We start from the raw sequence: 22,749 nt of genomic DNA on the forward strand, positions 1-22,749 counted from the left end.
ATGGATCTCACGCTTCCGCAGCAGATCTACCTGTGCACCTACGCCTTCACGAAGAATAAGTTTCCGGCCACTCTTCTACAGTTCCGCGGGCAGCGGGTGCGCGCTGCCGCCCTGACCGAGCTAATCCTTGCGGGACAGGCTGAGACCGACGGGCGCCGGGTTCGCGCAACTGGAGACCAATCACCGACGGATCCGTTTCTTGCCTCTGTGTGGGAAGAGCTGCACGCGAGGCCGAAAAAGTGGATAGCACTGGTGCACAACACCGCGCACAAGGCGGAGAAACCGGTCGAAAACCAGCTGACGGCTGCTGGGATTATCGAAAAGAAGACCGGCCTCACCTTGAGTCTGCTCGCAGGGAGCAAGGTTGTCCTGCGGCGGGAAGAGGAGACCCGAGCTGTGCAGCAAGCGTTGCGCACGCGGGTCACGACCACTCCCGACCCGTCCACTCTGCCCCTGGCACAAGTGGCACTGCCGGTGATCGCCCTGGAGAGCGACGCGACCATGGGGGTCGTACTGAACCGTTCCGAGCGCCGTAAACACAAGGATACGCTTGAGGAACTAGCCAAGAAATTCGATCGAGAAATACCGGGCCTGCGCAAAGCCCTGTCAAACTCGGTGCTTTCCAGTCGGTCTGTCGGCGGCGGATGGAGCTGAGCAGGACAAACCTAAAAATGCGCACGTCCGCAGAACGCGAGCCTAAGAGCTCGTAAGTGGCCGATCGGCTGTGTCCGCAGGGCATCTTGTACGTGCTCTACAACGACATAGCTTGGCAACTCCTGCCCCTGGAGCTGGGGTTCGGCTCCGGACAGATCTGCTGGCGGCGCCTGGACCGCTGGCAGCAGGCCGGAGTCTTCGGCCGGCTGCACTGCATTCTTGAACGCGGCCGGCGAACTCGACTGGTCCAGAGCGTGCGTGGACGGCTCCCACATCCGCGCGAAAGAGGAGGAGGCGCGACCGGTCCGTCACCGGTCGACCGCCGAAAAACGGGCAGCAAACACCACCTGATCTGCGACGGACGCGGCACCCGCTCCACGTCATCACGACCGCGGCCAACGTCAACGACATCACCCAGACACTCGCCCTACTCGCAGCCGTGCGACGAGCACCACGTAGGAGAAGGGTTTGGCCAGGTAGTCGTCGGCCCCTGTGTCCAGGCCTCCGTCTGATCCCACTCCCCGTCCTTGGCGGTGAGGACCAGGATGGGGGTCGCGTTGCCCTCGCGGCGCAACTGGGCGCAGACCTTGTAGCCGTTGAGTCCGGGCAGCATCAAGTCCAGTACGACAAGGGCGTATTCGCCGGTACGGGCCATCCACAGTCCCTGTCGGCCGTCATGGGCGAGGTCGACGCTGTAGCCCTCGGCGGTCAGACCGGTGTGCAGGGTGTGGGCAAGGTCCACCTCGTCTTCGACCACCAGGATGCGCATGCGGTGCAGCCTCGCACAGCGCCGGCCCGCCTTCCTGATCATCCGGTCAGGTTGGATCAGCATCCGGTCAACGAGGTCCCTGCATGCTGGCCGAGTCTCTTCGCCGCTACTGAAAGGCCCTGCCACCGATGGCCGTTGTTGAACGTGTCCCCGCCGTGGCCAGGACGGTTTCCCCTCCCCCACGCGCCCGTCGTCAGTCACCGCTCCGGCCTGTGACCGATGGCGGTTCCCAGCCTCGGGTGCGTCTGCGGTGACGTGGGGGTGCTGAGCCGAGTTGGTCAAGCTCAAGGGCACAACGGGCCATCATCACGCCACAAGCGAAGGGGAGGTCCGAGCGGGCGAGCGGGCGAGCGGGCGAGCGAACCCTTGCTCTTACGAGCCGACATGAGGAACACCGCGTCGATGGCGAAGCGGTCGGCGGCAGATTTACGCCTGACCAGCAGAAACCCAGTGATTACACCCGGAAGACAACAAGTTCTCAGACAGCCTCCAGGGGGAGACTTGCGCAGAAAAGCGAAAAGAGCGTGCGTGGCCACGATCGCCGCGGCGGCAGCCGTGGCCCTGGCGGCGGGCATGACCAGCCCGGCGTCGGCGGAGGCCGAGCGTACGGCCGGTGACCAGGCCGTACAGGCCACGCCCAAGTACCGCGTCACCCTGATCACCGGCGACCGTGTCGTCGTCGACGCCAAGGGCCGTGTCCTCGGCCTGGAGCGGGCCAAGGGCCGTGAGGGGATACCCGTCCAGATCCGCAGGGCCGACGGGCACACGCTCGTCGTGCCGGCCGACGCGGCCCGGCTGATAGCCGGCGGCAAGCTCGACCAGCGGCTCTTCGACGTCACCGAGCTCAACAAGTCGGCCAACCGCAAGGCCCAGAAGCAGGGCCTCAAGCTGATCGTCGGCTACAGCGGCGCGGCCGCCGCGGCGAAGGCGGACGTCCGGGAAGCCGGCGACACCAAGGTCCGCAGGTCCCTCAAGTCGCTGAACGCGGACGCGGTGCTGACGCCCAAGGGCGACGCGCCCGACCTGTGGGCCGCGGTCACCGACACGCGGTCCGGTGGCGCGAAACCCGCCTCCGGCATAGCCCACGTATGGCTCGACGGGGTCCGCAAGGCCAGCCTCGACAAGTCCGTTCCGCAGATCGGCGCCGACAAGGCGTGGGCCGCCGGGTACGACGGCAAGGGCATCAAGGTCGCCGTCTTGGACACCGGTGTCGACGCCACCCATGACGACCTCAAGAACCAGGTCGTCGCCGAGAAGAACTTCTCCACCGCCGCCGACGCCACCGACAAGTACGGCCACGGCACGCACGTCGCGTCCATCGTGGCCGGTACGGGCGCCAAGTCGGCGGGCAAGTACAAGGGCGTCGCACCGGGCGCCAAGCTGCTCAACGGCAAGGTGCTCGGCGACGACGGCTCCGGCGACGACTCCGGCATCATCGCCGGTATGGACTGGGCGGTCGAGCAGGGCGCCGACGTCGTGAACCTCAGCCTCGGCGGCGAGGACACCCTCGACATCGACCCGCTCGAAGCCCAGGTCAACAAGTTGTCCAAGGAGAAGGGCGTCCTCTTCGCGATCGCCGCGGGCAACGACGGCGACCTCGGCGAGCAGACGATCGGCTCCCCGGGCAGCGCGGAGGCGGCGCTCACCGTGGGCGCCGTCGACGACACGGACAAGCTGGGCTCGTTCTCCAGCACGGGCCCCGGCCTCGACGGGCAGATCAAGCCCGATGTGACCGCGCCCGGCGTGGACATCACGGCGGCCTCGGCTCCGGGCAGTGTCATAGCCAAGGAGGTCGGCGAGAAGCCGGCCGGCTATGTGAGCATCTCGGGTACCTCGATGGCGACCCCGCATGTCGCGGGCGCCGCGGCGATCCTGAAGCAGCAGCACCCGGACTGGACGTACGCCGAGCTCAAGGGCGCGCTCACCGGCTCCGCCAAGGGCGGCAACTACACGCCGTTCCAGCAGGGTTCGGGCCGCATCCAGGTCGACAAGGCCATCAAGCAGACCGTGATCGCCGATCCGTCGTCGGTGAGCTTCGGCATCCAGCAGTGGCCGCACACCGACGACACCCCGGTCACCGACAAGGTCACGTACAAGAACCTCGGGACGACCGATGTCACGCTGACCCTCGCGGTGACGGGTACCGACCCGAAGGGGCAGGCCGCACCGGCCGGTTTCTTCACCCTCGGCGCCAAGACGCTGAAGGTCCCGGCGGGCGGCTCGGCCTCCGCCGACCTCACGGTCAACAGCAGGCTGGGCGGCACGCTCGACGGCGCCTACTCCGCGTACGTGACCGCGACCGGCGGCGGCCAGAGCGTCCGCACGGCGGCTGCGGTGCAGCGCGAGGTGGAGTCGTACGACGTCACGCTCAAGTTCATCGACCGTGACGGCAACCCGGCGAAGTACTACAACGCCGGCCTGGACGGCGTCACCGGGCTCGCCCAGGGCAAGTGGTACTCGCCCTACGACGAGTCCGGCACCGTCAAGGTCCGCTTCCCCAAGGGCGGTTACATCTTCAACTCGGCCGTCCACGTCGACCCGGACGACCCCGCCAAGGGCTTCGACTGGGTGACGCAGCCGAAGCTGAGCATCACCAAGAAGGCCACGATCACGGTGGACGCGCGGACCGCGAAGCCGGTGGACATCACCGTGCCCGACGCGGCGGCGAAGTCGGAGGCCGCTACGCCGTTGTACACCGTCGGCGTGCCGGACGGCAGCAACTCGTACGGCTGGTGGCTGGACTCGTACGCCAACTTCCGTACCGCGCACGCCGGCCCGCAGATCACCGACGGCACCCTGTACCAGCAGTGGGGCGGTCACTGGGTCAAGCCCGCCGCAGAGTACGACACCCTCGCCGGTGGCAAGCTCAAGCAGCTCGCCACCGGTTACACCAAGCACTACAAGGCGAGTGAACTGGCCACGGTGAAGACCGGTCTGGGCGCCTCGTCGAGCGGCAAGAAGGGCGTGATCTACGCCTGGGGCGAGCTGCCCGGCAGTACAAGCACCTTTGCGCCCGGGGTTCAGCAGAAGCTGCCCGGCACGCGCACGCTGCGCCTGTCCACCGCGGGCGGGGTCAAGTGGAAACTCGACTTCGAGCAGCACGGCGGGCTCGACGAGAACGGCTTCCCGATCGTCGAGGCCGTCTACACGCTCGGCACCCCGCAGACCCTCACGGCCGGCAAGAGCTACGGGAAGACCTTCAACACGGCGGTCTTCGGCCCGCGCATCGGGTCAAGCCTGGGTATCTACCGCGAGGGCAACGGCATCTACGGCTCCCTGCCGCTGTTCGCCGACGGACAGACCCACGTCGGCTCCTCGCTCTACTCGTCGGTCACCACGACCCTCTACCGCAACGGCGCCAGGGTCGGCTCGAACAGCGACCCACTGGAAGGGGCGGGCGTCTTCGAGGTCCCGGCCGGTGACGCCGCGTACAAGCTGACCACCTCGGTCAAGCGCAGCGTCAAGGTCGCCGCGGCCTCCACCCGCGTCGACGCCAGCTGGACCTTCCGCTCCAAGAAGGCCGACCTGGCCAAGCTGCCCGCGTCCTCGATCCGCTTCGACGCGGCCGTCGGCCTGGACAGCAGGGTTCCGGCGGACAAGAAGGTCTCCGTCCCGGTGACCGTCCAGGGCTCGGCAGCGGGCAGCAACCTGAAGTCCCTGGCGGTGTACGTGTCGTACGACTACGGGCAGACCTGGAAGGAGGTCACCGTCAAGAACGGCGAGATCGCGGTCACGAACCCGGCCAAGGGCAAGGGCATCTCGTTCCACGCCAAGATCGCCGACAAGAAGGGCAACAAGTCGACGATCTCGATCTACAACGCGTACTACGGGAAGTGACATGATCCGGTGGATCACCGACAGGTTCGCTGAACGCTGACACGCACGGATGGCCCGCCGGAAGCAGAGCTTCCGGCGGGCCATGCCGTTCGGTGCTGGCGGAGGAAAGCCCGGTGAAGGCACCGGTTTCGGTGCCTTCCGGTGGTGAGGATGTGAATCGAGCGACATCAAGGCCGGTGCTGGAGACTCCGGTTGCCGCGTTCGCCGCATGGTGGCTGATGGAGCCAAGTGTCGAGCTCACATCCACCCCTTGGGCTCCGGTTGATCATCGTCGGCGCCACAGTCGTTGTGACGAGCGGTGACGGAGAAAAAGCCGCGCCACGGCAACACAAACACCGCAAGGGAACACCGCCGTACCCGGACCGCGTCCCGTACACCCCACAAATACCGTCCGCGACCGGTGAATTCGCCGCCGGTGAGCGGGAACCCATCACGCCGCTGCGAGCTTTCCTGGCCGTCTGGCCGACGTCACCGGAACCGCAACCGCAACCGTCCATCTCGTACTCCCGGCGGGCCTTGCGCTGCACCCGGGACGGTCGGGGCGCCCTGGGGGCCGTCAAACGGCTTGGCAATGCACGGCGGGAGCGGCGGTGAAGTGGCCCACTCGGCGTCGTCCAGCTCGGTCACGCGGAGGAATTCGGCGAACTTACCCGGCGTATCGAGGGTGACGACTGCCCGTGGCAGATGTGGCCTGGTGGTCGGCCGCGCTGTGGTCGGGCATGAGGTCGATCACAGCGGTACGCACGGCGCCACGGCTGATGCCGCGCTCGCGGGCCTGGGTAGCCGTGGCCGGCCTTCGAGGTACGCGGCTCATGTCGGCGATGGTCCTGCCCGGACAGCCGATCGTGACCACCGCCGTTGCCCTTGGCCTCGGCGACCCGCAGCCCGTCGTAGGTCACTTCCCACTGGAGACCGCCCTGCAGTTCGCAGGCGGCAGCGAGGCCTGCACCATGGACTTCACGTTGGACAGACCCGCGCATCGAGCAGTCCTTGCTCACGGTGTTCAGCTGAACGAGCGACCGGCTGGGGCGCCCCAGCCCCATCCGTTCAGGTGACGGCAGATCACCTACCAACCCTTACCGCCCTCTTGTGGCCCGTGGACTCTCGCGAGTGCGGTCAAGGTCTGCTGCCACGGCCTCAGCGTAGACACTCTGCTGTGACTCAGGTCACTCCACCGAGGGTGGCCGCAGAAGTCACTAAATGCCAAACTGGCGCTCAGTGTCATTCTGTGGCGGCGTGTCGATCAAGACACGCTGCAAGCCGCAGAGGCACCACGCACCGGATCTCGGGTGCTTTACCTAGGGACAGTGCAGCCAACAGAAGGAGAGCTCATGAAGTCGTGGCGTTCCCGCATCACCGTCGGCCTCGCCGTCGGCGCCGCAGCGATAGCGGTCCCGCTGTCCGCCACCAGCGCAGTCGCCGTCCCCCCGCCCGGCAGCGGCTGGCACGTGGCCGGCGGTATGACGTATGACTCGAAGAGGCAGTGCGAGGTTGAGGAGCTGCCGAACGCCCAGCACAACGGGTATGACGAGGTGTGGTGCGACGGTCCGGGTGGTCGCGCCGAGTACACCGTCTGGGTGCGCTGACCGCTTCGCAAGGCGCAGAGGAGGTGGCCACCCTGGCGCGCTGCGCAGGGTGGCCACTCCCCGTTGTCTCACCAACAGCCCGGTCCGTCTGCTGCCGTTCGGGCCGCAGGCTCTGGGTGGGGCCCGTTCGCCCGCTGGCCAGCACGGTCGCAACCGCGTCGGGCGCGGAGTCCCCCGACATCCTGCTTCCGGTAGAGCTGCCCAACGGCAAGAAAGCGTCGGTCAGCCTGTCGACGAGTTCGCACTCTCGTACTGGGGTACTCCGGGGCGCTCGGGCCCGAAGGCTGGGAGCGCACCGGTCCGTCCAAGCGCTTCCAGAACTTCATGAGGGGCACTGACCTGTTCGACAAGGGCAGGGCTGCGCCTTCGTGATGGTTGATACGCGCGGGTTCGGCCGTTCCACCGGCTGCCCCGACTTCGGCGAACCCGGCGAGCAGGCCGATGTGAAGGCCGCGAGCAACTGGAGCGCGAAACAGTCGTGGTCCCACAGGCGCAGTGGACATGAACGGCAAGTCGTTCGACGCGTACAAACATCTTCCAGCTTCGTACCTCCGGCAGTCGCCGGATGGCGACAAGCGCTGCCGGGCCAAGCCGACCAGGAGAAGCGGCACACGGGGTGCCCGGCGCTCAACTCGTGGAACTGGACGAATAAGTCCGATGTGTTCAGTGGTCGAATGCGACCAGCGACCGCGTGCTCGGGGCGCCGGTCTTGTGGTTGCGCCAGATAGCGGCGGCCATGGCGAGGATGCGCCGAGAGCAGCAGGACTACTCGGCACCTGGGTCGTGCTGGACATCAAGCCCCGCGGCGGCCAGGCCCCATACGCGTCGGGGTTGCACCAGCAGCCGTCAGACATTGTCAACGGCCTCTCGTCCGTACTCCCGGCTCGGGGTTGGCACCACCTCCTCCCCCGGGGACTTCCCCCCAGCAATCACCCATGCTTGGCGCGTGTGCGCGCGGGCGGTCGGTAATTCCGGGCGCGCGGTGGCGTCGATGGGATAACCTGTTCGGGATTTCGCGCGGCAGGTTCTCTGCCGCCCCGTTCGGCGCGCTCGGCGTCGACACGCACCGCGTGCCCTGCCCGGAAGGAGGCGAGAGACATGGACCGTGCTGAATGCGTTGCGGCCATAGTTGCCTCCGGCCGTGTGCCCTCCCTCCTCTGCGGCGCGCGGTAACTCTTCCCCCTTCTTGTTTCTTGTTCTCGGCATCTTCCTGAGATGCCGCGTCACGAGATGTCCTGGCCTGCACGGTTCGTCGCCGTGCGGGCCGCGGGGGCGCGCGCCCGAAGACGGGCCCTTCTTTTGCTGGTCACCGTGATCTCGGCACTCTCCGCCTCACGACCAGCAAGAGCGCCGGCGTGAGTGACACGCGGCTGGTGAGGCAGGCCCCGGGTGCTGTCCGCGGTTCCCGCTGCCCACCGCCATGCCGTGTCCCCGTGCTGCGTACACCGGCCCGTCGTCACCACTGCGACCGTCCCTGGCCGGCTGTCTCGACAGCACTTCGACACGAAACGTGCGTGATCGTTATGAGCAAGAAACGTCCCGGAGGGGAATCCCTCCCGTCCGCCCCTTCCACGGCCGCCGACCGTTCCCCGGACCGCGAGCCTCCCGCCGCGACTCCGGCACCGGCACCGGCACCGGATCCGAAGCGCTGGTGGGCGCTGGCCGTCATCTCCCTCGCCCAGTTGATGGTGATCCTTGACGGCACCATCGTGAACATCGCACTGCCCTCCGCCCAGCACGCTCTCGGCATGTCGGACGCCGACCGTCAGTGGGTGATCACCGCCTACACGCTGGCCTTCGGCGGGCTACTGCTGCTCGGTGGCCGGATCGCCGATCTGGTGGGCCGCAAGCGCACCTTCGTCATCGGCCTGGCCGGGTTCGCCGCGGCCTCCGCTCTGGGCGGCGCGGCGACCGGTCCCGGGATGCTGTTCGCGGCGCGGGCCCTGCAAGGTGCGTTCGCGGCGGTCCTGGCGCCCTCGGCCCTGTCACTGCTGACGACGACGTTCAGCGACCCCAAGGAGCGGGCCAGGGCGTTCGGGGTCTACGGTGCGCTGGCCGGCGGCGGCAGCGCGGTCGGGCTGATCGTGGGCGGTCTGCTGACCGAGTACCTGAACTGGCGCTGGTCCCTGTACGTCAACGTACCCATCGCGCTGGCCGCCCTGCTCGGCGCACCGGCCTTCCTGCGCGACCGCTCCGGCCGCCGGGGCGGGCGCCTGGACGTGCCGGGCGCGCTGCTGGGCTGCGGCGGGCTCGTCGCCCTCGTGTACGGCTTCAGCGAGGCCGAACCCCGCGGCTGGACCAGCCCGTCCGTGCTCACGCCGCTCATGGCCGGCGTGATCCTGCTCGCCGCCTTCGTGTGGTGGCAGAGCCGCGCGGCGAGCCCGCTGCTGCCGCTGCGCATCGTCAAGGACCGTGTCCGGGCCGGATCGCTCGCGACGATGGGCCTGGCCACCATCGGCATGTTCGGCGTCTTCCTGTTCCTGACGTACTACCTACAGGTCGTCCTCGGCTACCCGCCGGTGCGGACGGGCCTGGCCTTCGTGCCGATTTCGGCCGGTATCGTCATCGGCGCGACCCAGATCGCGGCCCGCCTGCTGCCACGCACGGCGCCGCGCACCTTGATGTCGACCGGCATGGTGCTGGCCGCCGTCGGCATGGTGCTGCTCAGCGGCCTGACCGTGCATGCGCAGTACGTCACGCACGTGCTGCCCGCCCTGGTGCTGCTCGGTCTGGGCATGGGCCTGACCTTCATGCCGGTCTACGCGACGGCCACCGCCGGCGTGCCCGCGCAGGACGCCGGTGTGGCCTCGGCTGCCCTCAACACCGTTCAGCAGATGGGCGCTTCGCTGGGCACCGTAGTGCTCAACACCATCGCCACCGGCGCCACCAGCCGTTACGTCCACTCGCACTCGCACGATCCGGCCCACGGCGGCGCGACCCTCAACGAAGGCATGGTGCACGGCTTCTCCGTCGCCTACTGGTGCTCGGCGGGCGTCCTGCTGCTCGCCGCCCTGGTAGCGGGCCTGACCGTACGGCACAAGACGCCGAAGCCCGCCGGAAACGATGCACCGGCCTAGTGCCGCGGCGAACGTTGCCTACCGCGGCACGGGCGAGCCGGGGTCGTGTCCCGCCACCGTCCACCTCACTCCTCGAAGGATCCTCCATGAAACCCCTGACCGAGCACGACATCCGTACCTCGTTCGTCAACTGCTCCAAGGGCGAGGCCAAACGCCTCCCCCTGCCCAAGAACCTGGCGGACCTCGACCACTGGGACGACCTGGACTTCCTGGGCTGGTTCGATCTGTCCGCGCCCGATCGCAGGTATCTCGTCGTCGAACGCGCCGATGAACTCGTCGGCCTGTCCCTGCGCTCCGCTTCCGGCAACCGCGGCTTCCTGCGCCGCAGCCTGTGCTCGCTGTGCCTGACCACGCATCCCGGCAGCGGCGTCTCCCTCATGACCGCCCCCAAGGCAGGCCCGGCCGGCCGCGCAGGCAACTCGGTGGGCCTCTACATCTGCGCCGACCTGGACTGCTCGTTGTACGTACGGGGCAGGAAGAAGGCGGCGCCGGGCGGGCGCATGGAGGAGTCCCTCACTGTCGAGCAGCAGATCGAGCGCCTACGCGGCAACCTCGACGCGTTCGTGGAGCGGGTCTTCCACTGAGACCGACAGGGGCTCGACGGCCATCGTCGCCGGGCCCCTGTCCACTCCTTGAACCGCCGTCTCCTCGCGGCTCCTCCGGTCTCACCCGCCGGACGCACGCCGACCGGGATGCCGATCCTGTGGACGCCGGCGAACCCGAAACTCGACGAACGCGAAGTGCTCCAGGCCATGCTCGACAAGGAGTTCGAGAATGACCCCCTCAAAGGACAGCACACGGTCGCTGGTCGCACGCGACCACTGAATACATCGGACTTATTCGTCTGGGGTGTGCGCGCGAGGCACCGGAGGAAGAGCCCTTCGCGCAGGGGCCTCTCACCGTGGGAGGGTGGTGGTGACCATGAGCCCGCCGCGTTCCCGGGGGGCCGCGGTCACATCGCCGTCGTGGGAGCACGCGATGGCTCGTACGATCGCCAGGCCGAGGCCCGAGCCCCGCTCGGAGTCGATGCGGTCCGCTCCCAGGCGGCGGAAAGGCTGGAACAGCGCCTCGATGTCCTGGCGGGCGACCACGGGGCCGGTGTTCTCGACCGTGAGGGTTGCGGCGCCGTGCGGGGTGGTGCGGGTGGTGAGGCGGACCCAGCCGTTCGGTTCGTTGTAGCGGATGGCGTTCTCGAGCAGGTTGTGGATGATGCGCTCCAGCATCACGGCGTTGCCCGAGGTGGCGGCGGGCCTGGTGTCGAGCCGGAGGCCGATACCTGCTTCGGCTGCCTGTGACTGGTGCAACTCGGCGGTGTGACGGACGAGTTCGGCGAGGTCGACGGGTGTCCGGTTGGCGACCTCTGTCTCGCCCTTGGCCAGCGCGAGGAGTCCGTTGATCAGTCGTTCGTTGCGTTCGTTGACGGCGAGTAGTGAGGTGCCGAGGCGTTTGGTGTCTTCGGTTGCGGTCTTGCGGCGCAGGGCCACCTCGATGAGGGTCCGGTTGATGGCGAGGGGCGTGCGCAGTTCGTGGGAGGCGTCCGCGATGAAGCGCTGCTGGTCCTGGAAGGACTTCTCCAGGCGTCCCATCATCGAGTCGAAGGTGTCGGCGAGCTGGGTGACCTCGTCGCGGGGGCCGGTGAAGGCCAGCCGCTGACTGAGGTCGCCGCGGGAGGTGATGCGGCGCGCGGTCTGGGAGATGCGGTTGAGGGGACGCAGTACGCGGCCGGCCATCAGGTAGCCGAACAGCGTGGCGACGACGGTGAGCACGCCCAGGGCGAGGGCGCCTTGGCGGAGCAGAGACTGCAGGGTCGCGGCCCGGTAGCGGTCCTGGAGTTCGCGTAGCTCGGCACTGCCGGCCAGTCCGGCGGCGGGCTCCGACGGGAGGCTGTGGGTGGACGCTTCGGATACCGGGGCGATCCCGCCCTCCTTGGTGATCTGCACGGCCACACCGTCGAACCGGTCGGTCAGTCCCGCGTCGAGCAGCAGATAGGTCACGCCGAGCAGGATCACGCCGCAGGCCATGAACAGGGCGCCGTACAGGAGCGTGAGCCGGACGCGGATGGGGAGACGCGGCAGCCGCAAGGTGAGCCTCATGGGATCTGGTACCCCGAGCCCGGGACGGTTTGGATGACCGGCGGCGGCCCGAGTTTCTTGCGCAGTTTCATCACGGTCACGCGGACGACGTTGGTGAACGGATCGATGTGCTCGTCCCAGGCCCGCTCCAGGAGTTCCTCGGCCGAGACGACCGCGCCGTCCGCCCGCAGCAGTTCCAGCAGGACGGCGAATTCCTTGCGTGCGAGGGATACGTAGTGGCCGTCGCGGTAGACCTCGCGGCGGGCCGTCTCCACCCGCAGGCCGGCCCGTTCGTAGGTGGGCGGGCCCGCGGGCTGGGCGCGGCGGGCCAGGGCGTGGACGCGGGCGACGAGCTCCTCGAAGGCGAAGGGTTTGGTGAGGTAGTCGTCGGCTCCGATGGCGAGGCCCTCGATGCGGGAGGGCACATCGGAGGCGGCGGTGACCATGAGGATGCGGGTGCGGCCGCCGGATTCGACGACGGCCCGGCACACCTCGTCGCCGTGTACGACGGGCAGATCGCGGTCCAGGAGGAGCACGTCGTACTCGTTCACGGATAGGCGTTCCAGAGCGGAATCCCCGTCGTGCACGACGTCGACGGCGAACGCCTCCTCACGCAGCCCCTCGGCGACGGCGTCGGCCAGCATCCGCTCGTCCTCGGCGATCAGCACTCTCATGATCCCCAGAGTGTCAGAGGCCCGGATAACCAGGGCGTAACCGCCTGCGGTTACGGAGGGGATACCGGGCCCCGCCTCTACTGGTCCCCGACGCCGGGAGAGACCCGGCACAGAAGGGACTGCCGAGCGCATGCGTACCATTTCGCGCACCAACTGGGGGCTGCTGGCAGCCATACCGCTGCTGAGCCTGAGCCTGGCCGCCTGCGGGGGCGGCACCGGCGGGAACGACGACGTAGCGTCGGCCGGCGGCGACAAGAAGGAGGGCGGGCAGCAGCTCACGCCCGCGGAGAAGACCAAGAAGTACAACGCCTGCCTGGCCGAGCGGGGCGTGGCGCCGGGGAGCGGGAAGGCCGGCGAGGACGCGCCCGAGCAGACCGCGTCGCCGGAGGAGGTGCAGGCCGCGCTCGCGGCGTGCAAGGAGTTCGCGCCCACCGCGCAGGACATGCAGCAGGCACCGAAACCTGACGCAAAGCAGCTTGAGCAGGCGCGCAAATACGTCAAGTGCCTGCGGGCCAACGGCTATGACGCCCCGGATCCCGACCCGGAGACAGGCGGCATACCGCTCGACCAGGACGCGGGCAACATGGACAAGCTGCAGGCGGCCGCCGAGAAGTGCAAGGACGTCAACCCCGCAGCCCAGCGGTGACGGGCGAGACCGACATGACGCACACACCCGAATCCACCGACGACGAGACGACCCGGATGCACCAGTTTCCCTCTCAAACGGACCCGGTAGAGGATCCGTCAGGGGCCTCGGCGGGCAGGTCACCAGACGGCCCCCAGGACGCCCCACCGCGTCGCCGCCGTGCCCGCACCACCGCCGCACTGATCGCCCTCGCGGTCGTCCTCAGCGGGGCCGGCGTGGCGGCGTACGGCTTCGGCGGCAACGGCGAGAAGTCCGAAAAGGGCAGCGGTCTGCCGCCGGCGACCGCACTGGTGACCCGCTCCGACCTCGCCCAGCAGGACACCGTCACCGGCAGCCTCGGCTACGGCGACAAGCAGCCCCTGACCAGCGGCGCGTCGGGCACCGTGACCTGGCTGCCGAAGCTCGGTGCCACCATCAAGCAGGGCCAGAACGTGCTCCAGGCCGACGGGCGGCCCATCCCCCTCATCTACGGCGACACACCTCTCTACCGCGAACTGCGCGCCGGCACGAAAGGCCCCGACGTCGCCGAGGTGGAACGGGCCCTGGCCGCTCTCGGCTACACCGGCTTCACCGCCGACGAGGAGTACTCCGACCAGACCGCAGCGGCCGTCAAGCGCTGGCAGAAGCACCTCGGAGTGCCACAGTCGGGCACGGTCAAGCCCGCGGACCTGGTCGTTGCCGACGGTGAGATACGCGTCACCGGCCAGGAGGCGAAGAAGGGCCAGACACTGCAGCCCGGCTCACCCGTGCTGACGTACACCGGCACCAGCCGGCTTGTCGCCATCGACCTCGACGCGAAGAAGCAGAAACTCGTCCGCCGTGGCGACAAGGTCACCGTCGTCCTGCCCGACGGTGCACACGCGGCGGGGACCATCACCTCCGTCGGCAAGGTCGCCAGCACTGAAGGCGGGGACGGCGCTCCGGGAGAGGGCGACGGCAAGACCGTCATCAAGGTCACCGTCCAGATAGACAAGAAGGACAGGGGCAAGCTCGGCAGCTACGACGGCGCGCCCGTCGATGTGGAGATCACCTCCGCGGAGAAGAAGAACGTGCTGACCGTGCCCATCTCCGCGCTCCTCGCGCTGTCGGAGGGCGGCTACGGCGTCCAGGTCGTCAAGGGCTCCGTCAGCAGCACGGTCGCGGTGGAGACCGGCATGTTCGCGAACGGCCGGGTCGAGATCACCGGCGCCGGCCTGAAGGCGGGCGACAAGGTCGGGGTGCCGCGATGAACCACAATGTCGTACGCCTCGACCGCATCACCCGCTCGTACGCCGGCGGCGTCACCGCCCTCGACGGCGTCTCGCTCGACATCCGCCGCGGCGAGCTGGTCGCCATCGTCGGGCCCTCCGGGTCGGGCAAGTCGACCCTGCTCAACATGATCGGCAGCCTGGACCGGCCCAGCAGCGGCACCGTCACCGTCGACGGCCACGACATCGCCGGCCTGGGCGACCGGGAGCTGTCCGCGCTGCGCGCGCTCAGCATCGGCTTCATCTTCCAGCACTTCCACCTCACCGCGGGCGTACGGGCCCTCGACAACGTCGCCGAGGGCCTGCTGTACGCGGGCATCCCGCTCGCGGAACGCCGCCGCGCGGCCCGCACCGCCCTGGAGCGGGTCGGCCTGGGCCACCGGGTGTACCACCGGCCGCACGAGCTGTCCGGCGGGGAGAAGCAGCGCGTCGCGATCGCCCGCGCCCTGGTCGGCGGGCCGGGCCTGCTCCTCGCGGACGAGCCGACCGGCGCCCTGGACTCCCACTCCGGCACCACCGTGATGAACCTGCTGCGCGCCCTGAACGCCGACGGCACCACCGTCGTGATCATCACCCATGACCGGGAGATCGCGGCCTCGCTGCCCCGCCAGGTCCACGTTCGCGACGGGCGCATCGTGCACGACTCCGCCCGGAACGCCCAGGGCGACGTTCAGGCGGTGTCCGCGTGCTGAAGGTCTCCCGCATGAGCACCCGCGACGTCGTACGCGTCGGCGCCTCCGGGCTGCGCGCCCGCCCGCTGCGGGTCTTCCTCTCCGCGCTCGGCATCGCCATCGGCATCGCGGCGATGATCGGCGTGGTGGGCATTTCCACCTCCAGCCACGCCGAACTGCAGCGCACTCTCGACCGCCTGGGCACCAACCTCCTCACCGCGTCCCCCGGCCGGACCTTCACCGGCGGCGAGGCCGAACTCCCCGAGCGTTCCATCGACATGGCGGGCCGGATCGCCCCGGTCGAGTCCGCAACCGGCACCGGCAAGGTGACGGCGTACGTCTATCGCAACGACCACATCCCGGCCGCCGAGACCGGCAGCATCAACGTCAAGGCCGCCCGCCTCGACCTCCTGGACACGGTCGGCGGCTCTCTCGCCCGCGGCAACTGGCTCAACGCCGCCACCGCCAAGTACCCGGCCGTCGTGCTCGGCAGCGGCGCCGCCGACCGCCTGGGTATCGGGGAAGTCGGCCCGGACATCCGGGTCTGGCTCGGCGGTCAGTGGTTCAGCGTGGTCGGCATCCTCGACGAGGCGCTCCTGGCACCCGAGCTGAACGACAGCGCGCTCGTCGGCTGGGACGCCGCCAAGCGGTACCTGGACTTCGACGGACACCCCACGACCATCTACGTCCGCACCGCAGACAGCGCGGTCACGTCCGTACGCGACGTCCTCGCCGCCACCGTCAACCCCGAGGCTCCCACCGAAGTGACCGTCAGCCGCCCCTCGGACGCCCTCGCCGCCAAGGGCGCCGCCGACAAAGCCTTTACGGGCCTGATGCTCGGCCTCGGCGGCGTTGCGCTCCTTGTCGGCGGGGTCGGCGTGGCCAACACCATGGTCATCTCCGTCCTGGAACGGCGCGCCGAGATCGGCCTGCGCCGCGCCCTCGGCGCACGGCGAGGCGACATCCGCACCCAATTCCTCGTGGAATCCCAGCTGTTGGCAGGACTCGGCGGGATCGCCGGAGTCGTCATCGGGGTGGGCGTCACCACCGCGTACGCCGTCGCGCAGGGCTGGCCGGCAGTCGTCCCGGCCTGGGCGATGGCGGGCGGCCTGCTCGCCACCCTCGCCATCGGGGCCCTGGCCGGCCTGTACCCCGCCGTACGGGCGTCCCGGCTGCCCCCGACGGAGGCGCTGTCCGGGGCCTGATCCCAGGCGGGCACGTCCAAGGTCTGGATGCCCGATCACGTCGTGCCCGTCCCACTCCGGAGCTGCTCGATGATCCTGCTCGAAACGAACGGAGGCCCGCGTGCCGCAGCACGAGCTGCGGCACGCGGTGGGGTCACGATCGTGCACGCGAACGCGCCCCTCACCCCGGAAGGGCGTCTCCGGTTGTGGCTACGCGTCGACGCTTTGACGCCCCATCGCCCACATCGCGGCGGAAGCCGGGATCTCGCGTCGCTGCCTGGCGGCGAAGTGGTATGCCCGATGGCGGACACACGGCGAGGACGGCCTGCTCGACCACTCCTCCCGACCGTCTGCCAGCCCTACGCGCACCAGCGAGGGCATCGCCGACCCGGTGGAAGCGCTGCGGCGGCAGATCAAGTACGGGCCTGCCCGGCTCGCCGCAGAACTTGAGCGGCCGCACGTCGTCACCGTGGCGCCGGCCACCGCATCCTCGTGTGTCGTGGCCTGAACGGACTGCGTGACCTCGACCTGCGGCCAGTGAACGCAACCACTCGCCACCTCTCTCGGCGCCGTTCCCACCACCTACAGCCCCGGCCTCGCACAGCGCCTCACCGCTCTCGCTCCGCACTGCGTCGACCTGACACTCGACACTGCGGCTCCGGCTCGCTGGTCGACCTCGTCGCGATCAGGGGCGACCCGACGCGCGTCACGACGGTCGCCGACCAAACGGGCGGGTGGTGCCTGGGCACCCTCCACTGCCTTTGGTCGACGCCTCGGCGAGATCGGCACGGGGTGTGTCGGTGGGGGTAGGGAGGGCGCGGCCGCCGGCGGCGATGGAGCTCTCCTCGGCGAGTCGCTCCGTGCTGGTGGTCGTCTTGAGCGGCTTCTCCTTGATGAACAGGACGGCGACCAGCGCCAGCAGGGCGAACGGGGTGGCCCAGAGGAAGAGTTCGGCGGTGGCGATGCCATAGGCGTTCTCCACGAGCGCACGCACGGGGGCGGGCAGGGTCGTCGCGTCGGGGACACCGTGCCCGGCCCCACCTCCCGGCGTGTCACCTGCCGCCGCGCGGCCGTCGGCAAGTTCGGTGGCGACGCGGTGGGCGAGGACCGCCCCCAGGACGCTGGTGCCCACGGTCCCGCCCATGCTGCGCGAGAAGGACAGGACGGAGGTCGCGCTGCCCAGAGTGTCGGCGGGCACGTCGTTCTGCGCGGCGAGGACCAGGTTCTGCGTCAGCATGCCGACGCCGGTCCCCAGGACGGCCATGTAGACGCTCAACAGAACGAAGGGCGTGTGGGATCCGATGGTGGACAGCAGGGCAAGACCGGCGGTCATGAGAACGGCGCCTGCCACGAGGTACCGCTTCCACCTGCCGGTCGCGCTGATCCGGTGTCCGGCGAACGTGGAGGCGGCGAGCGATCCCAGGATCAGCGGCAGACTCATCAGACCGGCGGTCGTGGGCGACTTGCCCATGGCCACCTGGAAGAACTGCGAGAGGAAGACGGTGCCGCCGAAGAGGCCGATACCGACCAGCAGGGAGGCCAGGCTGGTCAGCGCCACGGTGCGGTTACGGAAGATGCTCAGCGGGATGATCGGCTCGGCGGCCCGGGACTCGACCCGGACGGCCACCGCCAGCAGCAGCATGCCGCCACCGACCAGGGCGGCCGTCTGCCAGGAGAACCAGTCGAACGTGCTGCCCGCCATCGAGACCCAGATGAGCAGCGAGCTGACACCGGCGACGATCAGGAGGGCACCGAGCCAGTCGATCTTCACCTCGCGGCGGACGTGCGGAAGGTGCAGTGTGCGCTGCAGCAGCGCGATGGCAAGGAGCGCGAAGGGCACGCCGATGAAGAAGCACCACCGCCAGCCGAGCCAGGAGGTGTCCACCAGGAGACCGCCGATCAGCGGACCGGCCACGGTGGCGCCGGAGAAGACGGCGCCGAAGACGCCGGAGTACCTGCCCAGGTTCCGCGGGGGGATGACGGCCGCCATCACGACCTGCGTCAGTGCCGTGAGTCCGCCGGCCCCCACGCCCTGCACCACCCGGCTGAAGATCAACGTGCCGACACCCGGGGAGAACCCGGCCACGAGTGAGCCGACCACGAACAGGCCCAGCGATGTCTGGAGGAGCAGCTTCTTGCTGTAGAGGTCGGACAGCTTGCCCCACAACGGAACGGTGGCCGTCATGGCCAGCAGCTCCGCGATGATCACCCAGGTGTACGAGGATTGGCTCGCCCCCAACTCGGCGGTGATCCGGGGCAGCGCGTTGGCCACCACGGTTCCGGCGAGGATGGCGACGAACAAACCGGCCACCAGCCCGGAAACCGCCTGAAGCACCTGCCGGGGCGGCATCGTCACCGCTTCCGGCTTCGTCGCAGGGGAATAGTCGGTAGTCACTGAGTCTTCCAATCAAGGACAGCAGGTGGCGTACACATGGGTACCGAGCGCCACCTGACGGGAATGCTTCGAGGGATCGGGAACGGGCGGCATCCGATCCGGCGCCGGTGGATCGACCTGCCACCCGGCCTGTGTCACACACGGCGAACAGCGCGGGCGGCCCGCTCAGGCGCATGCCGAACGGGACACTCAATGCCGGTGTTTGTGAGACCCGACGGGGTCGTTGCGTACGGATCTCAGGTCGTAGCCGCGTCCCCCACGGCGCCTCCCGTGGCACTGCGGATCGCCTGGGCCAGGAGTTGGTGCGCATGTGCGAACCGGCGCACGTTGGCACCGCCGAGCAGGGCATCGCCGATCTCCTCGTTGACGACCCGTAGGGCGCCCGAGGCGGCCGCCGCGTGCACCTGCACGCTGATGTCGTCGGCCGGCAGCTCAAGTCGGTCGGCGATGCTCCCGGCCAGTACGCGTTCTACCTGGTCACAGGCCATAAGCCAGGCCGTGCGGAGCGCGGGCTCCCTGCTGCTGAGCGCGATCATCTTCATCGCGAGCGCGTCGTCGGCGCGCTCCGTCCTGTCGGTGTCGCGGCCGCGCCTGCTCATCTCATCGGCGAGATGGTCATCGAGGGAGAGTTCGGGTTTCCAGCGGCGCAGGGCGGCCATCTCCCACGCGACGCCATGCAAGATGATCGGTTCGGCGCAGCTCTCCTTGCTCCGGAAGTGCCGCCAGATGGTACGCGTCGACAGGCCCACCGCTTCGCCGATCTGGTCGCCGCTGGTCGCGGCAACGCCCTGCTCCCAGAAGAGACGCGACGCCTCCCGAGAGATCTCCAACCGGATCCGGCAGCGCCGTTGCTCGCTCATCCCAGGTCCGACGCGATTGCTCACCTGCATGGGTTCACCTCGTCATTCAGCCGTGGGACAAAGACGTCGTTCAGCTGCGGCTATGCCGGCGAAGGGCCAGGAAGTGCCGGGCCGTGTGCTCGCAGCGGCGGTGCGGGGTCGGCAACCCCACAAGAGACGACGCCCAAATCGGCCGTGGTCGCTCCGCGGTGCGGACACGTGTGCCGGACGGGCCGTGGGGGCCCATCCGGCACTGACGGGGAGCGGGGAGGGCGTCGGTCAGCTGCGCTGGGCGGGCAGCAGCCCTACGGCCTTCAGTCGCTTGTCGGAAGCCCGGGCGGCCCAGGCGACGGCCAGGAAGCCGACGGCAAGGAGCGGGTAGCCCATAGCGATCTTGGCGAAGCCCAGCGAGCCGACCTCGTCGGCCTGGTAGAGGTACTGCTGGACGGCGAACCGGGCGCCGAAGATGGCGGCCAGCACCAGGGTGGCGATGTCGTAGTAGAACCGCGAACGCTTGTCCGCCCGCCAGACGGTGCCCTTGCCGGTCGTCGAGTTCCAGATCAGGCCGGCCAGGGGCCAGCGCAGCACCACGGAGAGGACGAAGGCGACAGCGCCGGCCAGGCTCAGCCAGATGCCGATGAGGAAGAAGTCCTTGGCGGATCCCGTGTACCAGGAGATGCCGGCGGCGATCGCCACGCCGAACACGCCGCCGAGCGCGGGCTGGATCGACTCCTTGCGCATCAGCCGCTGCACCGCGATGCCCAAGGCGACGAGTAGAGCGGCGAGGATGCCCACCTTGAGTCCACCGGCGTTGTTGGCGACGACGAACACCAGGGCGGGCAGCGCCGAGTAGATGACCCCCTTCGTGCCGCCCGCCTGTTCGAGCGCCGACTTCTTCTTCCGTTGGTCTGCCGCCTGCATGTTGGTCGCCGTCTCCTGGGGACTGGTGGTCTGCATGGTGATCAGCTCTTCCGGGTTCGTCTTGGGGGCGAAAGCTTGCGTCACTAAGTGACATTCTGACATCAGGTGACGAATGAAGCTACCTCGCGCGACGTGACCTGAGTCACGCCTCGGCGAAACCCCCGCTCAGCGAGTCGCCCGTCATCACGTGGCGATCAGGGTCCGTACGACGGTGCGGCGATCGCTGTCGCGCGGCTGGCGGAGAAGGGCGCGGGGTGCACCTGTTCCCGCGCCCGCTGGCGCGCAGACAGCTCCACCATCAGCACCTCTGGGTGCTTCAAAGGGGGACTCGCAAAGATCAGTTCACATGCGCGCGCACATACGCCTACGCCTATTCCTGGCGGAGGCGGAACGGCAGGCGAAGCTCTCGGCCGCTCCCGCGGCGGACTGACCACGAAGATCCACCTGAGTGCGGACGGTAGATGCCGCCCGCTCTCCCTCCTGTCCGGCGTGTTTGTGCTGGCTGGGCTGGATGCCACGAGGGTGAGGAACTACTCGCCCTGCGGCTGGCGGTGCTCGACAGGGCCAGCAGATCTTCCAATCAGCTCCGGTCCCTGCAATACGAGTACTACCCGGACGCCCTGGCGGCCTTCGAGCCATGGAAGAACGGCCTGTGCCGCCCGGAGGCCCGCGAACTCCTCAAGGCCGCCCCTACCCCGGCCAGGGCCGCCCGGCTGACCGCGCAGGATCGGCGCGGGGCTCAAGCGCCGGCCGTCAGCGGGGAATCGAGGCCGAGGCCGAAGGACTCTGCGCGGTCTTCCGCGCCGACTGGGCCCACCAGCCACCCCTGGTCGAAGATGCGCTGGGCCAGCAGACGCTCGCCCAGGCGGTGGAAGAGACTTTCCCTCGCCCATCACCCGAGCCTCCGGGAAGGTCGGCTACCTGTGGGCGTTCTCCGCCCTGAGGACCTCCCCCGGAGCCATAGAGACTGGCACGCAGCCGCCCAGCGGTACCTCTTCAACCGAATGATCGGACAGCTCTACCACTGCCTGAAGAAGCGTGAGCTGTTCGACGAACGCACCGCCTTCCGCAACACCGTCGAACGCTGTTCCAACCGTCTCAAGGGCTTCCGCGGCATCGCCACAAGATACGAAAAGACCGCCACCTCCTACGAAGCGGCGGTCACACTCGCATCATTCCTGCTCTGAGCAAGATCCGAGTGAAGAGGGACCGTAGCTGGTACCCCGACGGGGACCCGGTGCGGGCGGGGAGCTGTGGGGGGCTCGTGTCACCCCGCCAGGGAGGGGAAGGGAGAGCTTCCCCTGCCCCCGGGGGCCGCCGGGCGTCGCGAACCGTCGTCCGGCCTCGGCTCCCCGCACTCGGTCTCCCGGTTCGTCTACTTCGTCACCTTGATCCCCTCGTACGCGGTGGACTTCGGCGCCAGGCAGACGAACCAGTCGTAGGGCGAGTGCTTGGGGCTGTGGATGACCGGAACGGCGGCGTTCGCCTCGGTGGCCGCGGACGCACGGCCGACCTTGGTAGACGTGCCGTCCTTCCAGGTGCAGGTGACCTCCCGGGCGGTCTTGGCGACCTGGCCGGTCACCAGGCGCGGGGCCGTGTCGTTCCCGGGAAGCAGCGGGAGCGAGGTGGCCCCGTACTCGCCGCCGGACAGGACGTCGTCCTCGGGTACCACGATGTCCGCGATCTGGGTGGTCCTCGCCTCTTCACCGGTGACCCGGTGCACGAAGTGCGCGACCTTGCCCACCAGTTCGGAGGCCGTGGAGACGTCCTCCGGGTGCTCGCCGAACTTCGCCATCGCCGCCAGGGTGGCCTGGGCCTCCGCCGTGTCCGCCGGAGCCTTCCACACGTCGATGTACACCCTCCACGGCGCTCCCGCGTCGGTGCCGCTGGCCAGGGTCGTCCGCATGTGCGGCTCGGGTGCCTCCGCGCTGGCGACCGGCGCGCTCGCCGGCGACACCCCCCGGTCCCTGTCACCGGACAGCCCCGTCAGCGCCAGAGCCCCCGTGGAGCCGGCCACGACCAGGGTGGTGGTCGCCACGACCGCCCAGCGACGGGCCTTGCGGCGGCGGCCGCCACGAATCAGCGCCTGGGCGGGGGCTATGCCGACCTTCACTTCGTCGGCCGCGTCGGCCAGCAGGAGTGCGATGTCGTGCTGTGTCATGTTGTGGCTCGTCTCC

At 69.0% G+C, this 22,749-nt stretch carries 19 protein-coding genes and 4 pseudogenes; 16 read left to right on the plus strand and 7 right to left on the minus strand.

Features of this window, described 5'->3' with window-relative positions; all coding sequences use genetic code 11:
* Both ACIBEI_RS05700 and ACIBEI_RS05705 read left to right on the plus strand, forming a co-directional pair.
* Entirely contained in the window at positions 1–654 is a 654-nt protein-coding gene (locus ACIBEI_RS05700) for a GPP34 family phosphoprotein (RefSeq protein WP_398885412.1), read from the plus strand.
* A 56-nt stretch (positions 655–710) separates the two neighbouring features.
* Positions 711–854 (plus strand): annotated as a pseudogene (locus tag ACIBEI_RS05705) (transposase); the annotation flags it as partial.
* Positions 855–1,085: 231 nt separating this feature from the next.
* Here the strand turns inward: ACIBEI_RS05705 and ACIBEI_RS05710 are convergent.
* Positions 1,086–1,423, minus strand: a pseudogene (locus ACIBEI_RS05710) (response regulator); the annotation flags it as partial.
* 573 nt (positions 1,424–1,996) lie between these two features.
* Here ACIBEI_RS05710 and ACIBEI_RS05715 point away from each other — a divergent pair.
* From ACIBEI_RS05715 to ACIBEI_RS05740, 6 genes are all read left to right on the plus strand, one after another.
* Positions 1,997–5,260: a S8 family serine peptidase gene (locus ACIBEI_RS05715; protein ID WP_398886298.1), complete on the plus strand. Its 3,264-nt coding sequence runs from the start codon at positions 1,997–1,999 to the stop codon at positions 5,258–5,260.
* A 677-nt stretch (positions 5,261–5,937) separates the two neighbouring features.
* Positions 5,938–6,315 carry a hypothetical protein gene (locus ACIBEI_RS05720; protein ID WP_398885414.1) on the plus strand — a complete coding sequence of 126 codons (378 nt, stop codon included), beginning with the start codon at positions 5,938–5,940 and terminating at the stop codon, positions 6,313–6,315.
* 276 nt (positions 6,316–6,591) lie between these two features.
* A complete protein-coding gene (locus ACIBEI_RS05725) occupies positions 6,592–6,846 on the plus strand; it encodes a hypothetical protein (RefSeq protein WP_398885416.1) in 255 nt (84 codons plus the stop codon).
* Between the two features lie 371 nt (positions 6,847–7,217).
* Positions 7,218–7,574 (plus strand): CocE/NonD family hydrolase, encoded by a 357-nt coding sequence (locus ACIBEI_RS05730; protein WP_398885418.1) that lies wholly within the window; start codon positions 7,218–7,220, stop codon positions 7,572–7,574.
* A 795-nt stretch (positions 7,575–8,369) separates the two neighbouring features.
* A complete protein-coding gene (locus ACIBEI_RS05735) occupies positions 8,370–9,923 on the plus strand; it encodes an MFS transporter (RefSeq protein ID WP_398885420.1) in 1,554 nt (517 codons plus the stop codon).
* A gap of 86 nt (positions 9,924–10,009) precedes the next feature.
* Entirely contained in the window at positions 10,010–10,507 is a 498-nt protein-coding gene (locus tag ACIBEI_RS05740; protein ID WP_398885422.1) for an FBP domain-containing protein, read from the plus strand.
* A gap of 312 nt (positions 10,508–10,819) precedes the next feature.
* On the opposite strand, the gene ACIBEI_RS05745 is transcribed toward ACIBEI_RS05740, so the two are convergent.
* Together ACIBEI_RS05745 and ACIBEI_RS05750 are read right to left on the minus strand one after the other, a co-directional pair.
* The gene (locus ACIBEI_RS05745; protein ID WP_398885424.1) at positions 10,820–12,016 is read right to left on the minus strand and encodes a sensor histidine kinase; all 1,197 of its coding nucleotides are present in this window, start codon (positions 12,014–12,016) and stop codon (positions 10,820–10,822) included.
* Positions 12,013–12,669, minus strand: a complete 657-nt coding sequence (locus tag ACIBEI_RS05750; protein WP_398885426.1) for a response regulator transcription factor — start codon at positions 12,667–12,669, stop codon at positions 12,013–12,015. Before ACIBEI_RS05750 ends, ACIBEI_RS05745 begins: the two co-directional genes overlap by 4 nt.
* Before the next feature lie 130 nt (positions 12,670–12,799).
* Between ACIBEI_RS05750 and ACIBEI_RS05755 the strand changes: the two genes are divergently transcribed.
* From ACIBEI_RS05755 to ACIBEI_RS05780, 6 genes and pseudogenes are all read left to right on the plus strand, one after another.
* A complete protein-coding gene (locus ACIBEI_RS05755) occupies positions 12,800–13,315 on the plus strand; it encodes a hypothetical protein (protein ID WP_398885428.1) in 516 nt (171 codons plus the stop codon).
* Between the two features lie 14 nt (positions 13,316–13,329).
* Positions 13,330–14,544: an efflux RND transporter periplasmic adaptor subunit gene (locus ACIBEI_RS05760; protein WP_398885429.1), complete on the plus strand. Its 1,215-nt coding sequence runs from the start codon at positions 13,330–13,332 to the stop codon at positions 14,542–14,544.
* A complete protein-coding gene (locus tag ACIBEI_RS05765) occupies positions 14,541–15,254 on the plus strand; it encodes an ABC transporter ATP-binding protein (RefSeq protein ID WP_398885431.1) in 714 nt (237 codons plus the stop codon). The genes ACIBEI_RS05760 and ACIBEI_RS05765 overlap by 4 nt, the downstream gene beginning before the upstream one ends.
* Before the next feature lie 11 nt (positions 15,255–15,265).
* Positions 15,266–16,438 carry an ABC transporter permease gene (locus ACIBEI_RS05770; protein ID WP_398885433.1) on the plus strand — a complete coding sequence of 391 codons (1,173 nt, stop codon included), beginning with the start codon at positions 15,266–15,268 and terminating at the stop codon, positions 16,436–16,438.
* 223 nt (positions 16,439–16,661) lie between these two features.
* A complete protein-coding gene (locus ACIBEI_RS05775) occupies positions 16,662–16,925 on the plus strand; it encodes a helix-turn-helix domain-containing protein (RefSeq protein ID WP_398886299.1) in 264 nt (87 codons plus the stop codon).
* A gap of 48 nt (positions 16,926–16,973) precedes the next feature.
* Positions 16,974–17,164 (plus strand): annotated as a pseudogene (locus ACIBEI_RS05780) (NADP-dependent oxidoreductase); the annotation flags it as partial.
* Here ACIBEI_RS05780 and ACIBEI_RS05785 read toward each other — a convergent pair.
* The 3 genes from ACIBEI_RS05785 to ACIBEI_RS05795 all read right to left on the minus strand — a co-directional run bounded on the left by ACIBEI_RS05785 (position 17,124) and on the right by ACIBEI_RS05795 (position 20,608).
* Positions 17,124–18,767: an MDR family MFS transporter gene (locus tag ACIBEI_RS05785; RefSeq protein WP_398886301.1), complete on the minus strand. Its 1,644-nt coding sequence runs from the start codon at positions 18,765–18,767 to the stop codon at positions 17,124–17,126. The pseudogene ACIBEI_RS05780 and the gene ACIBEI_RS05785 overlap by 41 nt on opposite strands.
* A 281-nt stretch (positions 18,768–19,048) precedes the next feature.
* Positions 19,049–19,672, minus strand: a complete 624-nt coding sequence (locus ACIBEI_RS05790) for a TetR/AcrR family transcriptional regulator (protein WP_398885435.1) — start codon at positions 19,670–19,672, stop codon at positions 19,049–19,051.
* Between the two features lie 258 nt (positions 19,673–19,930).
* Complete coding sequence (locus tag ACIBEI_RS05795) at positions 19,931–20,608, minus strand: DUF3159 domain-containing protein (RefSeq protein ID WP_398886303.1); 678 nt, start codon at positions 20,606–20,608, stop codon at positions 19,931–19,933.
* 369 nt (positions 20,609–20,977) lie between these two features.
* Between ACIBEI_RS05795 and ACIBEI_RS05800 the strand changes: the two are divergent.
* A pseudogene (locus ACIBEI_RS05800) lies at positions 20,978–21,055 on the plus strand (IS5/IS1182 family transposase); the annotation flags it as partial.
* A gap of 521 nt (positions 21,056–21,576) precedes the next feature.
* Positions 21,577–21,759 carry a hypothetical protein gene (locus tag ACIBEI_RS05805; RefSeq protein WP_398885437.1) on the plus strand — a complete coding sequence of 61 codons (183 nt, stop codon included), beginning with the start codon at positions 21,577–21,579 and terminating at the stop codon, positions 21,757–21,759.
* A gap of 188 nt (positions 21,760–21,947) precedes the next feature.
* Here the strand turns inward: ACIBEI_RS05805 and ACIBEI_RS05810 are convergent, their stop codons facing one another.
* Positions 21,948–22,733: a hypothetical protein gene (locus ACIBEI_RS05810; RefSeq protein ID WP_398885439.1), complete on the minus strand. Its 786-nt coding sequence runs from the start codon at positions 22,731–22,733 to the stop codon at positions 21,948–21,950.
* Between the last annotated feature and the right edge of the window lie 16 nt (positions 22,734–22,749).

The organism is Streptomyces sp. NPDC050988, from assembly GCF_044456225.1.
Taxonomy (GTDB): domain Bacteria; phylum Actinomycetota; class Actinomycetes; order Streptomycetales; family Streptomycetaceae; genus Streptomyces.

Bases quoted from the DNA above. Each gene is read 5' to 3' on its own strand.
- ACIBEI_RS05700 (WP_398885412.1), top strand. From the start codon at position 1: ATGGATCTCACGCTTCCGCAGCAGATCTACCTGTGCACCTACGCCTTC.
- ACIBEI_RS05715 (WP_398886298.1), top strand. From the start codon at position 1,997: ATGACCAGCCCGGCGTCGGCGGAGGCCGAGCGTACGGCCGGTGACCAG.
- ACIBEI_RS05725 (WP_398885416.1), top strand. From the start codon at position 6,592: ATGAAGTCGTGGCGTTCCCGCATCACCGTCGGCCTCGCCGTCGGCGCC.
- ACIBEI_RS05730 (WP_398885418.1), top strand. From the start codon at position 7,218: ATGGTTGATACGCGCGGGTTCGGCCGTTCCACCGGCTGCCCCGACTTC.
- ACIBEI_RS05735 (WP_398885420.1), top strand. From the start codon at position 8,370: ATGAGCAAGAAACGTCCCGGAGGGGAATCCCTCCCGTCCGCCCCTTCC.
- ACIBEI_RS05740 (WP_398885422.1), top strand. From the start codon at position 10,010: ATGAAACCCCTGACCGAGCACGACATCCGTACCTCGTTCGTCAACTGC.
- ACIBEI_RS05745 (WP_398885424.1), bottom strand. From the start codon at position 12,016: ATGAGGCTCACCTTGCGGCTGCCGCGTCTCCCCATCCGCGTCCGGCTC.
- ACIBEI_RS05750 (WP_398885426.1), bottom strand. From the start codon at position 12,669: ATGAGAGTGCTGATCGCCGAGGACGAGCGGATGCTGGCCGACGCCGTC.
- ACIBEI_RS05755 (WP_398885428.1), top strand. From the start codon at position 12,800: ATGCGTACCATTTCGCGCACCAACTGGGGGCTGCTGGCAGCCATACCG.
- ACIBEI_RS05760 (WP_398885429.1), top strand. From the start codon at position 13,330: ATGACGCACACACCCGAATCCACCGACGACGAGACGACCCGGATGCAC.
- ACIBEI_RS05765 (WP_398885431.1), top strand. From the start codon at position 14,541: ATGAACCACAATGTCGTACGCCTCGACCGCATCACCCGCTCGTACGCC.
- ACIBEI_RS05770 (WP_398885433.1), top strand. From the start codon at position 15,266: ATGAGCACCCGCGACGTCGTACGCGTCGGCGCCTCCGGGCTGCGCGCC.
- ACIBEI_RS05785 (WP_398886301.1), bottom strand. From the start codon at position 18,767: ATGCCGCCCCGGCAGGTGCTTCAGGCGGTTTCCGGGCTGGTGGCCGGT.
- ACIBEI_RS05790 (WP_398885435.1), bottom strand. From the start codon at position 19,672: ATGAGCGAGCAACGGCGCTGCCGGATCCGGTTGGAGATCTCTCGGGAG.
- ACIBEI_RS05795 (WP_398886303.1), bottom strand. From the start codon at position 20,608: ATGCAGACCACCAGTCCCCAGGAGACGGCGACCAACATGCAGGCGGCA.
- ACIBEI_RS05805 (WP_398885437.1), top strand. From the start codon at position 21,577: ATGATCGGACAGCTCTACCACTGCCTGAAGAAGCGTGAGCTGTTCGAC.
- ACIBEI_RS05810 (WP_398885439.1), bottom strand. From the start codon at position 22,733: ATGACACAGCACGACATCGCACTCCTGCTGGCCGACGCGGCCGACGAA.